The following is a 15,468-nucleotide window of genomic DNA, read 5'->3' as shown; positions in this document are numbered from 1 at the left end:
ATGAATGATACGCCGCAGTGGTTTCCTTCGCTGCTGGCCGAGAAAGGGGTCGAACTGTCTGCGGAACAGTTAGAACAGTTCGACCTCTACTTTCGCCTGCTGGTGGAATGGAACGAGAAGATGAATTTAACCGGCATTACGGAGCGGGAAGCGGTATACGAGAAGCATTTTTATGATTCGGTATCGCTTGCTTTTTATGTTCCGATGGATGGGATTAGCAGTATCGCGGATATCGGTTCGGGCGCAGGGTTCCCGAGCATTCCGCTGAAAATTTGTTTTCCTCATTTGCGCGTGACGATTGTCGATTCGCTTAACAAACGCATATCGTTCTTGAACCATGTCGCTCAGGAACTTGGCTTGAAGGACGTGCAGTGCGTGCATGGCCGAGCCGAGGATATCGCCAGACAACCGGAGCATCGTGACCGCTATGACTTGGTCACCGCCCGAGCGGTCGCGCGCATGAGCGTCCTGAATGAGTTTTGCCTGCCTTTCGCGAAGAAGGGTGGCGCGTTCGCCGCGATGAAAGGGGCCTCCTTGGAGGAGGAACTACAAGTTGCCAGTCGAAGCTTGAATGAACTTCGCGGTAAAGTGCGGACGACGCATTATTTCCAGCTGCCGTTCGAGCAGTCGGAGCGCCATATCGTCATTGTGGACAAGCTGGACGCGACGCCAAAAAAATACCCGCGAAAAGCCGGCCTGCCATTAAAGCAGCCGATCGAGTAGGGCTGCAATCGGTCGCCTTCTGGGCGTGAGGAAGATTTGACGAGTAGGCATTCGCGACATGCGAGATTCAAGACGCTATAACTAGTTCGGAGATTTGAATTTCTATGGGGACAGGCGGGCAGAAGTGACCTATGCTTGTCTTCCGTTTTACATATATGTCGGGGCGAACGTGGTCGCTGTAGTGGAATTAAAATCGTTTTTATGTTAAAACACTTGGCGGGCAGCATTTTGATCACCTACAGCAATTAAGAACTGGCAGCGAATGATTTGCGAGTAATGTTCCACGTGAAACATTTTCCCGACTAATAAGAGGCAAGGCTTCTTGTCAAGCAGGAAATCATTTTGAAGCCAGAGAATATATATAAAGAAAGCATTCCTCTGGCACTTTGAATTCGGGTGGTAGTTGACGAGATGAAAGAACAATTTTCGCGTTTATTTGGTTTATCCTCAGATCCAAAGGGCGCCCAAGATGAAGTGAAGCAAATACCGATCGGCGAGATCGATACAAGCCCTTATCAGCCGCGCACGATTTTCGATGACGAACGGATTGACGAACTTTGCCAGACGATTAAGACTCACGGCGTTATTCAGCCAATTGTCGTTCGGATGCGGAACAACCGCTATGAGATCATTGCGGGCGAGCGTCGCTACCGGGCAGTCAAAAAACTTGGGCTGGACACTATTCCTGCTATCGTGAGGGAATTCAATGATTCGCAGGCTGCCTCGATTGCATTAATCGAGAATTTGCAGCGCGAAGGTCTGACGGCTATCGAGGAAGCAGTTGCGTATCAGAAGCTGATCGACCTTCACTCGTTAACACAAGAAAGTCTTGCACAGCGACTGGGTAAGAGCCAATCGACGATCGCCAATAAAATCCGGTTGCTTGGCCTTGGCGAAGCTGTGAAAAACGCGCTGATCGAGCGCAAAATCACGGAACGTCATGCGCGTGCACTGCTGGCGTTGGATTCGGATGAGCTTCAGCAGAAGGTGCTGGAGGATGTCGTTGCCAAAGAGTTGAACGTGAAGCAAACCGAAGCTCGGGTTGCCTTCTATAAAGAAGTCGCGAAAGCCAAAAAGTCGAAACGGGTTTCCTTTACCAAGGACGTAAGGTTGGCCTTAAATACGATCCGCCAATCGATCGACATGGTAACCGAATCGGGTCTGCAAATTAAAACAAACGAAAAGGATTTTGAAGATCACTATGAAATCGTCATTCAAATTCCTAAACGTTCCCGTGAAGGGTAGTCGTTTCACGTGGATTTAATACCTACCTGTATTTCTCCTCATTGAATGCTACATGCTAATTCTCGGATTGTGAACGCAATCGAATCCGGAATGAAATGCACCTTGCCGCGCTATTGGCCGGCGCTGTTTGTTTCATTTCATCTTGTGTGTAGCTATGAAGATGAGAAACATGCGAATATGTTAAGGTGATGCAGCCTTTAAGGCCAAGTCTAGCCGTCCTGATGAAGGGCGGCATCGCCGTTTTTTAGCAACCATACAACGCGATCGCGCGAAGGAATGTTCCGGCAACTTGAAATCCATGGGGTCGGAACGTTTTTTATATTCTCACGCAAAAGAGTAGGAGCCTGTGAAGCGCTGGCAATGCGGACAGGTTAAGCATCTCTAAGCGGGTGCAAGAGCAGCTGGAGAGTTGGTGTGGAGATGGAACGGCTGAAATCCCACACCAACCGCAGGCATTGAATTCTTCAACCGTACGATTTTCTCCTAAGCTGACAGGCTTGGGCGCGAGGGGCGAGAATGGCGTCAGTTTTTCTTGTCCGCCGTGGCCAAATGAAACAATGAGGTACGGTTGATCGAATTCCGTTCATGGATTATCGATGAAGCTTAGATCATTTCGTCCTTCGCTCAGATGCTGCTGGATTATGTTGTTTGCAATTAACTAGCATGTTTGATGTTGTGACTATCGTTTGAAGGCACGCGAAATTTTGTCGGTTAATTCTTGTCACGGATGAGTAATCTGCTATTCACTGCCGTTCCCGCCTTGGCGACAACTAAATATATGGGGCGCCAATCGAACGTTTCATTGAACATGACCGAATAAGCTTTTATAATGAATGTATCGATTACACAGTGAGCGAGTTTCAACAAGCTATCAACATTAGAGGTGAACGGTTTTGTCTAAAACGATTGCGATATCCAACCAGAAGGGCGGTGTCGGAAAAACGACAACGTCGGTAAATCTGGGAGCCTGCCTGGCTACGCTGGGCAAGAAAGTGCTTTTGGTCGACATTGATCCGCAGGGGAATACGACGAGCGGCATCGGCGTTAACAAAGCAGACGTGAAATATTGTATCTATGACGTGCTGATTGACGATGTGCACCCGAACGATGCGACGGTCGTAACCGCGATTGATGGATTGAGCATCATTCCCGCGACGATTCAACTTGCCGGGGCGGAGATCGAATTGGTATCGAGTATCTCGCGCGAGATGAAGCTGAAGAACGCGTTGAAAAAGGTGAAAAGCCAGTACGATTACATTCTCATTGATTGTCCGCCATCGCTTGGTATTTTGACCGTCAATTCCTTGACCGCTTCGGACTCGTTGATCATCCCGATTCAGTGCGAATATTATGCCCTTGAAGGGCTTAGTCAGCTGCTCAACACCGTGCGTCTGGTGCAGAAGCATCTGAACACGTCGCTCCAAATCGAAGGCGTGCTGCTTACCATGCTGGATGCCCGTACTAATCTGGGCATTCAAGTCATTGAAGAAGTGAAGAAGTATTTTCAACAGAAGGTATACCAAACCATTATCCCGCGCAATGTTCGTTTGAGCGAAGCGCCATCGCATGGACAAGCCATTATCACGTACGATCCGAGATCCAAAGGGGCCGAGGTTTATCTTGAACTCGCGAAGGAAGTGATCATGTATGAGCAAGCGGCTAGGTAGAGGACTTGATGCGCTTATTCCGTCTCTTTCAGTAAGCGAAGAAGATAAGGTCGTGGAGGTCAGCCTGGCAGAACTTAGGCCGAACCCATATCAGCCACGTAAAACTTTCGACGACGACGCGATAAAAGAATTGGCCGAATCGATTCGGCAGCATGGTGTCATTCAGCCGATTATTGTTCGTTCGGTGCTGAAAGGGTACGAGATTATCGCTGGCGAGCGCCGCTTCCGCGCCTCGCAGTTGTGTGGTAATGCAACTGTGCCGGCCGTCGTTCGCAGTTTCTCCGATCAACAGGTGATGGAGATTGCCTTGATCGAGAACTTGCAGCGCGAAGATTTGAACGCGATCGAATTGGCACTAGCTTACCAAGCGCTCATGGATAAATTCGATCTGACGCAAGAAGAGCTGTCACTTAAGGTAGGCAAGTCTCGTTCGCATATTGCCAACTTCCTACGTTTGTTGACACTGCCGGAGCAGATCAAAGAAAATGTTTCACGTGGAACATTATCGATGGGTCATGCGCGCGCGCTGGTCGGCGTGAAGGAAGAATCGCGTCGCAAAGAATTAGCTGAATTGACGATGACGAATGAGTGGAGCGTTCGCCAGCTTGAGGAAGCGATCCAAAGGTTGTCTCAGCAAGTGCAGCCGGAAAAGGCGAAGCAAATACTGAAAAGACGCGATCCATATATCGAGCAATTAGAGGAATCGCTGCGAGATCAGTTTAAGACGACCGTTAAGATTAAACAGCAGAAAGACAAGGGGAAAATCGAGCTTCTCTACTACAATAAACAAGACCTGGAGCGGCTGCTCGAGCTGCTGCAGCAAATGGCCTAATCGTCCGAATGGACTGCAAGCTAACCCTAGCACACAGTTGCAGCGAACGCGTGATTCGCTGCATGCTGTGTGCTATTATTGTATAGAGCGAAAATGGTCGGTTAGCATGGAAAGGGGTAAGCGATATGGCAGAGGGGCAAGAGAAACCATTCATCTATATGGATCATGCGGCGACTTCGTGGCCGAAAGCGCCTGGCGTCATAGAAGCGGTAGCGAAAGCGATGGAAGAGGATGCGGCCAATCCTGGTCGCGGCAGCCACAAGATGGCGGTTCGAGCAAGCCGTGTATTGTTCGATACCCGAAAGGCATTGGCTAAACTATTTCGTATCGCCAACCCCAACGATATCGCCTTTATGCTCAATACAACTATGGGTTTGAATCAGGCGATCAAAGGAATGGTTCAGCCCGGCGACCATGTAATCGCGACCGCCGTCGAGCATAATTCCATCCGGCGCCCGCTAGAATATTTGAAGGCGGCATTGGGCGTGGAAGTGACTTATCTGGAGACCGATGCGAGCGGGCGATTGGATCCGAATCAAGTTAAACAGGCATTGCGCAGCAATACGAGACTCGTTGCCGTTAATCATAGTTCGAACTTGCTGGGCTCAATCCTGCCTGTAGCGGAGATCGGCGAGATTACGCGGGCGCATGGCAGCGCTAAGCTGCTCGTGGATGCGGCTCAAAGCGCCGGGACGCTGGAGATCGACGTAGAGGCCATGGGCATCGACATGCTTGCTTTCCCGGGACATAAGGGACTGTTGGGGCCACAGGGTACCGGAGGCTTGTATATTTCGCCTCAGATCGATCCTGTGCCGCTTATGCATGGCGGAACAGGCAGTCAATCCGAATCGCCGGAACAGCCTCAGGTGAGGCCTGATCGCTATGAAGCCGGTACGCCGAATACCCCGGGCATCGCGGGTCTGAAAGTCGGTGTGCATTATGTGCTGAATGAGACGCCGCAAAAGATACATACTAAAGAGTGGGACTTAACCCAGCGAATGATTGAAGGATTGCTGCGCATCGACAGCGTGCGCGTGCTCGGGCCTGAACAGGGACGAAACCGGACGGGCATCGTATCCATCGTGGTGGATGGCATCGATCCGTCGGAGACGGCTTTTATTCTCGATCAGCATTACAACATCGCCGTAAGATCGGGGTTCCATTGTACGCCGCTTGCGCATGGCATGGCGGGGACGACGGGGACGGGAGCCATTCGGGCCAGCGTGGGGTATGGAACGACGGAGCAGGAAGCAGATGCCTTCGTCGAGGCGATCGCAGAAATCAAACAGCATTATCGTTGAAGTAGGGAATGGGAGCGAAGAAACATTGATGGAAGCATGGAACTTGCAGCCGATGGACGGGGTAACGATTGGTCTGGCGATCATCGTCTTGATCCTCGTGATCCGGTCATTCGCATTGGGCGGCAAATTGAAAAAACTGCGCAAAAGTTATACGCAGTTTACGAGCGGGTCGGGCGTAGAGGATTTGGAACACATTATTATCGCATTGAAGGAAAAACTGGCGCATCAGCAACAGGAGCATGTCGCCCTGCAGCAGCAGGTGATTGAGCTGCAGCGTCAAGCCAAAGAACAAAAAGGGCACGTCGGCATTCATCGTTACAATGCGTTCTCCGACGGAGGCAGCGACCTCAGCTTCTCGCTGGCTATCCTGAGCGAAACGGAAGAGGGCCTCGTGCTGAGCGGCCTGCACAATCGGGAGAATACATTCGTGTACGCCAAACCGATCCGAGAGGGCAGTTCCGACTATCCCTTAACTCCGGAGGAGAAGAAGGCCATTAATCTTGCGTTGAAGCGGGAATAGCCGGGTGAACCGACTTTACGATCGCCGAGAACAGGCTGTGCGCGATGACTTCGGACATTCGCATGACCAGATGCAGCCTCGTATTCTGCAAAACGAAGTATTCCATAAAGCCGCCCACATTGACGATGCCCGTTACATGGATGTCGCCGACGGGCGGCAGTTCTTTATTCACGCCGGCGCCGGGGCGAACCGGGCCTGTCCCGACTTGAATACTGCCGACGCTTGAGACTTGTCCCAAGCATGCATCGATGCCGATGACATAGGGGTGACGAACTTGTCTGTTGATGCGCTGGAGCGTGTCGTCCAAGTTCATCGCGTGCACGGGTTCTTCCAAGGTGCCGTAAATATCAAAGTAGCGGCTGCGATATTTGCTTAGGGACGTTCCGACGAGTGGGCCAAGCGCATCGCCGGTAGAGCGGTCGGTGCCAACGCACACAACGACAATACGCGCATGATCGGGCACATCGCTCAGCAAATAAGCTAAGCGATTAATGAGCAGACTTGTCGCATTCGGCTCCGAATAGGGTACCTTGAGTGGATTGTCCTTACTTGAAAACTTCATTGAAATCCCTCCCGCCTGATGGTGAGCAATGGCCCGCGCGTCGGCCCTACTAATCTATGACGATATCGATGCGAGCGATCCGAGAGTCGATAGGATCTTCGCTTATTTACTAGCTAGTATATGGATAAGACAGCCATTTTATACTTGCGGCACGCGAGAAATGATGAAGGAGGCGGGGCTGGATGCTGATTGCGTTCGATTCGACCCAACAAGCGCTTCGGGCGGAAATGCTGCTAGAATACGCAGACGTAGAAATAGATATTTGTCCAACGCCCAAAGAGATCACTGCGGGCTGCGCGTTATCGATTCATTTTCCCCAAGAGGATCTGACGACGGTCCAGACGGTGCTGATTCAAGAAAAAGTTGAAATTCGCGGCATATTTCGTCCCTTAGCAGGTGGAGGTTACGAGCCGGTCATCGTATAATGGGGATATCGTAGGACAAGACATCCTGGTCGGGAAAGGAGTGGCGGAAGCGGTTGGAACGGAAACAATTTGAACTCGGCGATATCGTCCAGATGAAGAAGCCTCATCCTTGCGGCACGAACGAGATGGAGATCATCCGGATGGGGATGGATATTAGGATCAAATGCGTTGGATGCAAACATAGCGTGCTTATCCCTCGGTTAAAGTTCGAGAAGAATCTGAAGAAGGTGCTTCGATCGAAAGCCGCGGAAGCCGGAGAAACGCAGGCAGAAGGCGGCGTCTAATTTTTTTGCGGACACCGCTTGCAATCGTCCAAGCCCTATGCTAAAATGAACTTCGTTGACTAATTGGAGAGGTACCCAAGAGGCCCAAGGGGGCTGACTCGAAATCAGCTAGGCGTGTCACAGCGTGCGTGGGTTCGAATCCCACTCTCTCCGTTCTCTAATTACTCCAATAACGCCTCCTGCAGATGATGCAGGAGGTTTTGTTATTTCCGGGATATGTGGCGCGCATGTGAGAGGCCTCCAAGGCAGATGACCGTGTAAAAGAAGCAGAAACGCTGCCTGAGGCTAGAGAGTCACCGCATGAGCCATCGTCGTGAGATGGCGGAGAGCCATCGTTAACTTTAGTAGGGCAGATGGCGGAGAGCGGAGTTCGACTGGTTTGAATGTCGGCAGAGGGACGATCAATAGCACTGCATGAACTCATAAAGGGTGCAGGGATTCCTTCGTGGTAAATCGGTGGATGCGATGATCTGTGAAGAGGAATGACGGGAATAGCTTGATGCCTAAGAGGGGTCCGATGCGGGGCTTCACCAGCTGTTTCCGTTTGCATACCATGAAGCTTTTGTGATAAGATACATCATGTTGATTACTCATGGAGAGGTACCCAAGAGGCCCAAGGGGGCTGACTCGAAATCAGCTAGGCGTGTCACAGCGTGCGTGGGTTCGAATCCCACTCTCTCCGCCATACATAACAAACGACGACTCCGATGGGGTCGTTTTTTTGTGCGCATTTACGGTTGTGCGACGGGGAAGGACTGTGTGGACCAGCACCACAGCTTCGGAAATAAGTCTCCATTTAGAAAAGGGAGAGCGATTAGACGCAGCATGGAATTGGGTCCACGCACGCGGGGGCAAAATCTCATGCCAGCATCGATCAATGCAGCTGCAGGGACAAACGAAAAAAGGACTCTTACGAGTCCTTTTCCGACGGTGGTTGATCGATTGTAATTCGTCATCACTATAACGTCACTTCTGAAACCACGGTCATCGGTTACACCGATGTGCTTGTGTTACAGACGATGTCTTTGGCACAACCCCTCGCTTCTTCGTAATCAGCTATTCGTGGACAAAATCACACTGCGGTCCTTGCGCATTCGCGTTCAACGGAACCACGCCTCTCTTCACACCGTCGAGAATAGATTGTGCGCCAGCGCTTCGTTTTATGCACCGGGCTGCGATTAGTGATTATGATGCAGTCGTTTCCACTTGCGGCCATCGTTTGACGTTTCCGGGAAACGCTCGCCTTTCTCCAAATGGACTTTCTGCGGATTCGTGACGCCCATATGGTACGAGTTCTCGCCGATCTCAATATACGTCCCTTCGTTCGGTGCCCGGTCGCCCGGCCGGAATTCGGTCCATTCACCCATCGTCATCAGCCTCCAAAGCGAATAATGGTCAACGGCCCGCAGATGCGGAGCCGACGCTTAGTGTATGTACCGACGAGAGCGAACATAAGCGGGAGAAAGAGCCAGGCGCTCGAATGCATGGTTTCACTTGTCAACGGATAGGCGACTCTGGTATAGTGTTATGGTATGCGAGAAATTACTTGCGAGAAATTACTCGCTCCTTGCTCCCTTTAGTGGGGGCCGTTAGTCCAAAAGGAGGTGAATCGAAATGCGCAAATATGAAGTGATGTACATCATTCGTCCAGATGTGGAACAAGAAGCGGTACAAGCTTTGACCGACAAGTTCCAAGCAATCATCTCGAACGGCGGAGAAGTTACGAAGCACGACGTGCTGGGTAAGCGCCGCCTTGCGTATGAGATCAACAAGATTCGTGACGGTATCTATGTCCTCGTTCATTTCAACGCCACACCGGCTGTTGTCGCTGAACTTGACCGCGTCATGAAGATTACGGATGAAGTTATCCGTTTCTTGGTTGTCAAAGACGTTGCTTAAGATGTCTAACTCACGCAAGGAATGTTCGATTGGAGGCGAAAGTCGATGTTGAACCGTGTTATTCTAATCGGCCGATTAACAAGAGATCCCGAGATGCGCTACACTCCGGCAGGGGTTGCGGTTACGCAATTCACGCTGGCCGTAGACCGTCCGTTCCAAAGCGGCGGCGAGCGGGAAGCGGATTTCATCCCCGTTGTAACATGGCGTCAGCTGGCTGAGCTGTGCGCGAACTATTTGCGTAAAGGCCGTCTTGCGGCGGTGGAAGGCCGTATTCAGGTACGGAACTACGAGAACAACGAAGGCAAGCGCGTCTACGTGACGGAAGTCATTGCCGATAACGTGCGTTTCTTGGAATCCAACCGCGAAGGTGGACAACGCGAAGAATCGGGCAGCTACGGCGGCGGAAACCAAGGCGGAGGCGGCGGCAACTATGGCGGAAGCCAGGGTGGCGGCGGTCAAAGCGGAGGCGGCTATAGCGGCGGAGGCGGAGGTTCTTACGGCGGAGGCGGTGGCCGGTCCGGAGGTTCCGGAGGGTCATCACGGAACGACAATCGTGATCCATTCTCGGATGACGGACGTCCGATCGATATTTCCGAAGATGATTTGCCATTCTAACTGAAAGGACGGATACAGATGAGCTTCAAGCAAAGAGAAGGCGGCGACGAGCGTCCAGAGCGCAAGTTCGGCGGTCGCAAAGGCCGTAACAAGCGTCGTAAAGTATGCTTCTTCACGGCTAACAAAATCACGCACATCGACTATAAAGATACGGACCTGCTCCGTAAATTTATCAGCGAGCGCGGTAAAATTTTGCCTCGCCGTGTAACCGGAACAAGCGCGAAATACCAACGTCTGCTGACGATCGCTATCAAGCGTTCGCGTCAAGTAGCGCTGCTCCCTTACACAACGGAATAGTAGGACACGCGTACTCCGGTACGCTGGACGATATACCAGGAAACAGCCGACAGCGATGTCGGCTGTTTTTGTTTGTTTTAAAACAGCTGCGATTGCCGCTCGGCGAACTCTCCGATAACCGGCAGCTTGAACCAGCGCCCTTGCATGGCGAGCACCATCATGGCGACCCATAAGATGAAGCACAGCGGCGCGAAGAATATGCCAAGAATCCAGCCGATAATCGGGAGCAGGCCGAGCACAATATTGATGATCATCATGGCCGCGGCGACCAGAATGGATTGCAGCGCATGAAATTTGACGAAGCGGCTCTGACGTTCGATGACGAGGAACAGCATGCCGGTTACGCAAAGGCCGAAGTAACAAAGCAATCCAACGAGCCGCGGATCGAGCCCGGTCGATGAGCGGTCAGGCATATATGGCTGCATAGACAAGGATCTCCTTCCCGAATATGTCCTAGTGTTACTTATTCGCCAATCAGGCAAACTATGCCCAGGTTGTACAGGTGGGGCAAGCCGAGCTGCTTTCCAGCGGAACACGCTCTTCGGAAGCCTGCACTGCGGCGTCCTCAGCAGAGCGGTTGGGCGAGTTGTCCCCATGAGGCAGCGAAAAAGGGAGAAGCCAAGCTGTTCCAACGAAAAGCGATTTGCGAAAGCCACTGTGCAATGGTTTGTAAAAAGGATGACGTAAGCTTTGTCCGTTAGGACAAAAGCGTGCCAAGCAGGAAGTCCGCCAACCGCGTACAAACGTACCCGCTCGCAGAAGGTGTCCAAAGGGAAAGTTCCCGGAGAATAACGGCTTCGGAAGCATCCACTCAGCCCTTGGAGCCCACTCGGCAGCGGGGTTGAGGGAGCGGCCATGTGTTACCATACTGTAACTTTCCGTCCGGCTGCGTCGTTTAAAATAAAGGTGGTTCGTTTATATAGATAAAGGGATAGGAGTAAACCATTCATGGCTACACAACCCCAACCAGAACGCAAATCACGCAGATGGAAGTGGATGGCCGCGGCGATGGCGTTCATTCTCCTGACGGGCACCCTTGGCTATCTCAACCGGGCGACGCTGGCCTCCTGGGGCTTCGACTTGTTCTTGGCCGATCAGGTGAAGAAGAAGCTCGATCAATCCTACAAGCCGCTCGAGGGCCGCGAGGTGAAGCGGATTGCGCAGACGAAGAAGGAAGATCCGTTCACGCTGCTGCTGCTCGGCGTCGATCAGCGGGATCAAGAGATCGGCCGTTCCGACACGATGATCTACACGGTCGTGCGTCCAAGCGACGGCGCGATGCTCATGTTCTCGATCCCGCGCGATACGTATGCCACGATCGTCGGGAAGACGAAGAAGAACGGCGAACCGTGGGAAGACAAGATTACCCACGCTTACGCGTTCGGCGGCGCGGCTATGTCGGTCCAAACCGTCGAGAAGCTGTTCGGCTCTCATGTGGATCATTACGCCACCATTAACTTCAATGGATTTCGCGACGTAATCGATGCCATGGGAGGCATTGCGCTGCCTATCACCGAAGATTTGGTCAACGACGACGCCGACCATGAGAAGTTCGTGGTGAAAGCCGGGCAAGACAAGTACAACGGCAAGGACGCGCTCAACTACGTCCGGTACCGCGAAGATGCGGGCGGCGATATGAGCCGGACCGGCCGGCATCAGATTTTCCTGAACGCGATCATGGAGAAAGCCTCGAAAGTCGGGCAATGGACGAAAATTCCGGAACTTATCGATATTATGGGTCATAACTTTAGCACAGATTTGACCTCCACGCAGATGATTAATTTGGCCAAAAGCATGCTGCAGACCGAATCGCGCACGATGTATAGCCACACGCTTAAAGGAGACGGCCACCGGAAATCGAAAGGCGGCGCGTGGTACTATTTCGCGGACGAAGCGGATCTGGATGCGGTTGGCGCATTGATCGAGGCCTGGCTGGACCCGAAGCTGGCCAAGAGCCAGCTGCCGCTGCCGGAGGAATATGAGAAGCGCAAGGCTGCGAACACTGCGGCGGAGGCGACGACTGCGCGCTCGACTGCGGTTGCCGAAGCGGCTAAGCCTTAACAAGCCGGCACAAGGTGAAACGGCTATCGCCGTTTTTGATGACGCAGCGCGTTCCATTCCGGATAAGCCGACTGGTTTGCGTTCACAATCCGAGGGATTGGAAATGCAGCATTCCGCGCGAGCGGCACATGCCAGGGGGTCAAAACTAGGGAGTAGGAGATCAACTGGATGAATATTGCCTTTTTCTTATTACCGAAACAAGAAGTCGTCTGCCTTTCGACCGAAGCGACGCTCCGGCAAACGCTGGAGCGGATGGAGCATCACCGCTACACGTCCGTACCGATTCTCGATCGCGACGGCTGCTATGCGGGCACCGTGACGGAAGGCGATCTATTATGGTATATGAAGAACAACCCGGAACTGACATTCGAACAGACGCACCGGGTCAAACTATCCGATGTCCAGCTTCGGCTGGCGCATCGGGCGGTGCGGATCGACGCCAATATGGAAGACCTGGTGTCACTGGCGAAGCTGCAAAACTTCGTCCCCGTCATTGACGATATGAACCGGTTCATCGGCATCGTCAGACGAAGCGACATTATCGACTACTGCGAGAAGCTCATCGTCAGCGGCGGGGCGGAGATGAAAGAGATCGCCGCCGGCTAAACGGGTTTGCGAATTATGTAGCGAAGTAGTACGATTAAGGAAACGGTTGGAAGCGTGGCAAACCACAAGCAATATGCAAGGGGCCGTCCTCCCGAGGGACGGCCCTTCTACATGTAGGAGGCGTAGGGAATGAGCAGCAGGCAGGATCGGAACAAACGGGGGCGCGGGTCGATGCGAGGCATTATGGTGATCGCCATCGTCCTCGTGCTCGGGTTCGCGGGTTATTTGGCCTACTCGATGGTGCAAGAGAACTCGCAGTCGCCGGGGAACACCGCGGAGCAAGGAGCGGGCAATAGCGGCGCAGGCGGGAACGCAGGCGCCTCTAATAGTGGGCAAGCCGGCGGTTCGAATGCCGGCAGCGGCAGCGAGAATGCCGGCGAAGGCGAGGGGAAGGGCGAAGAGGCGGACAAGCCGGAACAGACCCCGGCGGAGCTGCTGGAGGCGACCGTCACGGACGCGGATTTGGCGAAGGAATATGATATCGTCATTACCGGCGGTCGCGTCATCAACCCGGAGACGAAGCTGGATCAGGAAGGGCTCAATGTCGGCGTAACGGACGGCACGATCGGCGTCGTCACGTCCAAGGCGCTCAAGGGCAAGAAGACGATCGACGCCAAGGGGCTGGTGGTCTCCCCGGGCTTCATTGATAACCTGTCGTACGATCCGAATCCGCTTGGCGTCTGGCAGAAGATCGGCGACGGCGTGACGAGCAACATCGCGATGCATGGCGGTACGTCGACGCCGAAGGCGTGGTATGCTCATTACGAGCGCGATATGCCGCCGGTTAACTTCGGGGCGTCGTATTTCTACACGCAGGCGCGGAATCAGTTCAAGCTGAGCCGCTACGATGCGGCCAAGCCCGAGCAAATCGCGAAGCTGCGCGAGCAGGCGGAGGAAGCGTTGAACAACGGGGCGCTGGGCATCTCATTCAGTCTCGAGTACGTGCCGGGCATCTCCGCAGAGGAGATCATTCCGCTTATGGAGCTCGCGAACGAATACAACGTGCCGGTATACTTCCATGGCCGTTATTCCGACGCCGAAGCGCCGGGCACGGAGCTGGAAGGGACGCAGGAGCTGATCGACTACGGGGAGAAGACAGGCGCTGCGGTACATATCGACCATATCAACAGCACGGGCGGCACGTTCTCCATGCAGGAGGCGCTCGGCATGATCGAGAAGGCGCGCGCGGAAGGCTATGATATTACGGCCTGCGTGTACCCGTATGATTATTGGGGAACATACCTGAACTCCGCTCGCTTCGACGAAGGCTGGCAGCAGCGGTTCCGCATTTCGTATGAGGATCTTCAGATTGCCGGCACGTCGGAACGTCTGACGAAAGAGAGCTTCACGAAGTATCAGAAACAAGGGAAGCTCGCGGTTGCGTACGCCATTCCGGCCGAAGCGGTCGTGCAGGCTTTCCAGGCGCCGTTCGTCATGATCGGCAGCGATGCGATTCTGGAGCCAAGCAACAACAACCATCCGCGCGCTTCGGGCACGTTCGCGCGTACATTGGGGATGTATGTGCGCGAGCAGCAGGTCATGTCGCTCATGGACGGCATCGCCAAGCTGTCTCTCATGCCGGCTCAGCGGCTGGAGAAGCAGGCGCCGGCGCTGCGCAAGAAGGGCCGCATCGCGAAAGGCATGGACGCGGATATCGTCATCTTCAACCCGGATACGGTCACCGATAAATCGACGGTCGAGAATCCGGAGCTCATGTCGGCGGGCATCGACTACGTGCTCGTCGCGGGCCAGGTCGTGCTCGATCGCGGCACGATGAACAAGAAGGTGCGTCTGGGCGAACCGTTACGCAGCCAATTCCAACGCGTTGGCGCGAATACGGCGGCCGGCACGCTGCAGTGGGAAGGCGCGAGCTATCCGGTTCTGAGTTACAACCAAGCCAGTTATGTCGACGTTGAGGCGCTGGCGGAACACGGGTATACGCTGACGTGGGATGCCGTGTCCAAGACATTCGCTTTGGCGAAAGGCGAAGGCGGACAGACGGCCGGCACGGCGGGCCAGATGCCGAAGAACGGGGAGCTGATGCTCGAACGCGGCTATCGCATCGTATCGGGCGAAGTCAGCAGCGAGCTGCTGTCGATCGGCAAGCGCGCATTCGCGCCGGTGTCGTTCTTGAATTCGATCGGCCTGTCCGCGGAGAACGACGGCGATGCATGGACGATTGAATAACGGTCGTTAATCGCCAGAGGCAGTTTTATAGATACAGTAAGAGACGCTCCCGGCAACGGGGGCGTTTTTGCATCGGGCTGACTGAATCTCCGCTCGTTGGCGTGCTGACCATGGCCGGTATGGGACGAACGGGGCGGCGAAGGCGAGAGCGCAGCAGACACTCCGGAATGGGCATGGTGAAGCTGGCGCGCCGAAGCCCGCCTCTTGGCAGGGGTGTCGGCATCATCGGAACAAGCGCAAGCTG

General features: G+C 53.7%; 17 protein-coding genes and 2 tRNA genes. 16 read left to right on the top strand and 3 right to left on the bottom strand.

Annotation, left to right across the window (positions count from 1 at the left end):
- The 6 genes from rsmG (at position 1) to ACFSKT_RS29900 (ending at position 6,288) form a co-directional block, all read left to right on the top strand.
- Positions 1 to 723: a 16S rRNA (guanine(527)-N(7))-methyltransferase RsmG gene (gene rsmG / locus ACFSKT_RS29925; protein ID WP_377719402.1), complete on the top strand. Its 723-nt coding sequence runs from the start codon at positions 1 to 3 to the stop codon at positions 721 to 723.
- 411 nt (positions 724 to 1,134) lie between these two features.
- The gene (noc, locus tag ACFSKT_RS29920) at positions 1,135 to 1,968 is read left to right on the top strand and encodes a nucleoid occlusion protein (RefSeq protein WP_377719401.1); all 834 of its coding nucleotides are present in this window, start codon (positions 1,135 to 1,137) and stop codon (positions 1,966 to 1,968) included.
- Positions 1,969 to 2,861: 893 nt separating this feature from the next.
- Complete coding sequence (locus tag ACFSKT_RS29915) at positions 2,862 to 3,635, top strand: ParA family protein (RefSeq protein WP_377719400.1); 774 nt, start codon at positions 2,862 to 2,864, stop codon at positions 3,633 to 3,635.
- Complete coding sequence (locus tag ACFSKT_RS29910; protein ID WP_377719399.1) at positions 3,616 to 4,467, top strand: ParB/RepB/Spo0J family partition protein; 852 nt, start codon at positions 3,616 to 3,618, stop codon at positions 4,465 to 4,467. Before ACFSKT_RS29915 ends, ACFSKT_RS29910 begins: the two co-directional genes overlap by 20 nt.
- 125 nt (positions 4,468 to 4,592) lie before the next feature.
- The gene (locus tag ACFSKT_RS29905; protein WP_377719398.1) at positions 4,593 to 5,768 is read left to right on the top strand and encodes an aminotransferase class V-fold PLP-dependent enzyme; all 1,176 of its coding nucleotides are present in this window, start codon (positions 4,593 to 4,595) and stop codon (positions 5,766 to 5,768) included.
- A 28-nt stretch (positions 5,769 to 5,796) separates the two neighbouring features.
- Positions 5,797 to 6,288 (top strand): DUF4446 family protein, encoded by a 492-nt coding sequence (locus ACFSKT_RS29900; RefSeq protein ID WP_377719426.1) that lies wholly within the window; start codon positions 5,797 to 5,799, stop codon positions 6,286 to 6,288.
- Here the strand turns inward: ACFSKT_RS29900 and yyaC are convergent.
- Complete coding sequence (gene yyaC / locus ACFSKT_RS29895) at positions 6,263 to 6,850, bottom strand: spore protease YyaC (RefSeq protein WP_377719397.1); 588 nt, start codon at positions 6,848 to 6,850, stop codon at positions 6,263 to 6,265. The two genes, ACFSKT_RS29900 and yyaC, sit on opposite strands and share 26 nt — an antisense overlap.
- A 182-nt stretch (positions 6,851 to 7,032) precedes the next feature.
- On the opposite strand from yyaC, the gene ACFSKT_RS29890 reads away from it, so the two are divergent.
- The 4 genes from ACFSKT_RS29890 (at position 7,033) to ACFSKT_RS29875 (ending at position 8,244) form a co-directional block, all read left to right on the top strand.
- Positions 7,033 to 7,275, top strand: coding sequence for a putative Se/S carrier protein (locus ACFSKT_RS29890; protein WP_377719396.1), 243 nt, complete (start codon positions 7,033 to 7,035; stop codon positions 7,273 to 7,275).
- A gap of 53 nt (positions 7,276 to 7,328) precedes the next feature.
- On the top strand, positions 7,329 to 7,559 hold the full coding sequence (locus tag ACFSKT_RS29885) for a DUF951 domain-containing protein (RefSeq protein WP_377719395.1): 231 nt from the start codon (positions 7,329 to 7,331) through the stop codon (positions 7,557 to 7,559).
- A 65-nt stretch (positions 7,560 to 7,624) separates the two neighbouring features.
- Positions 7,625 to 7,712: transfer RNA gene (locus ACFSKT_RS29880), tRNA-Ser, on the top strand.
- A 441-nt stretch (positions 7,713 to 8,153) separates the two neighbouring features.
- Positions 8,154 to 8,244: transfer RNA gene (locus ACFSKT_RS29875), tRNA-Ser, on the top strand.
- A gap of 493 nt (positions 8,245 to 8,737) precedes the next feature.
- Here ACFSKT_RS29875 and ACFSKT_RS29870 read toward each other — a convergent pair.
- The gene (locus tag ACFSKT_RS29870; protein WP_377719394.1) at positions 8,738 to 8,926 is read right to left on the bottom strand and encodes a YjzC family protein; all 189 of its coding nucleotides are present in this window, start codon (positions 8,924 to 8,926) and stop codon (positions 8,738 to 8,740) included.
- A gap of 247 nt (positions 8,927 to 9,173) precedes the next feature.
- Here ACFSKT_RS29870 and rpsF point away from each other — a divergent pair, with 247 nt between their 5' ends.
- Genes rpsF through rpsR form a run of 3 tightly spaced genes read left to right on the top strand, consistent with a single transcriptional unit; the run spans position 9,174 to position 10,370 of the window.
- Positions 9,174 to 9,458, top strand: coding sequence for a 30S ribosomal protein S6 (rpsF, locus tag ACFSKT_RS29865; protein ID WP_148929299.1), 285 nt, complete (start codon positions 9,174 to 9,176; stop codon positions 9,456 to 9,458).
- A gap of 45 nt (positions 9,459 to 9,503) precedes the next feature.
- A complete protein-coding gene (gene ssb / locus ACFSKT_RS29860; RefSeq protein WP_377719393.1) occupies positions 9,504 to 10,073 on the top strand; it encodes a single-stranded DNA-binding protein in 570 nt (189 codons plus the stop codon).
- A gap of 18 nt (positions 10,074 to 10,091) precedes the next feature.
- The gene (gene rpsR, locus ACFSKT_RS29855) at positions 10,092 to 10,370 is read left to right on the top strand and encodes a 30S ribosomal protein S18 (protein ID WP_148929301.1); all 279 of its coding nucleotides are present in this window, start codon (positions 10,092 to 10,094) and stop codon (positions 10,368 to 10,370) included.
- 77 nt (positions 10,371 to 10,447) lie between these two features.
- Here rpsR and ACFSKT_RS29850 read toward each other — a convergent pair whose 3' ends face one another.
- Positions 10,448 to 10,795 (bottom strand): DUF4870 domain-containing protein, encoded by a 348-nt coding sequence (locus ACFSKT_RS29850; RefSeq protein ID WP_377719392.1) that lies wholly within the window; start codon positions 10,793 to 10,795, stop codon positions 10,448 to 10,450.
- A 523-nt stretch (positions 10,796 to 11,318) separates the two neighbouring features.
- Between ACFSKT_RS29850 and ACFSKT_RS29845 the strand changes: the two genes are divergently transcribed.
- From ACFSKT_RS29845 to ACFSKT_RS29835, 3 genes are all read left to right on the top strand, one after another.
- Positions 11,319 to 12,431, top strand: coding sequence for an LCP family protein (locus tag ACFSKT_RS29845; protein ID WP_377719391.1), 1,113 nt, complete (start codon positions 11,319 to 11,321; stop codon positions 12,429 to 12,431).
- 168 nt (positions 12,432 to 12,599) lie between these two features.
- Positions 12,600 to 13,037, top strand: a complete 438-nt coding sequence (locus ACFSKT_RS29840) for a CBS domain-containing protein (protein ID WP_148929304.1) — start codon at positions 12,600 to 12,602, stop codon at positions 13,035 to 13,037.
- A gap of 129 nt (positions 13,038 to 13,166) precedes the next feature.
- Positions 13,167 to 15,224 (top strand): amidohydrolase family protein, encoded by a 2,058-nt coding sequence (locus ACFSKT_RS29835; RefSeq protein WP_377719390.1) that lies wholly within the window; start codon positions 13,167 to 13,169, stop codon positions 15,222 to 15,224.
- Positions 15,225 to 15,468 lie beyond the last annotated feature (244 nt).

The organism is Paenibacillus xanthanilyticus (genome assembly GCF_042682185.1).
Classification (GTDB): Bacteria; Bacillota; Bacilli; order Paenibacillales; family Paenibacillaceae; genus Paenibacillus_Z; species Paenibacillus_Z xanthanilyticus.
Note: the sequence above shows the minus strand (reverse complement) of the source record. Positions and strands in the feature narration are given on the sequence as shown.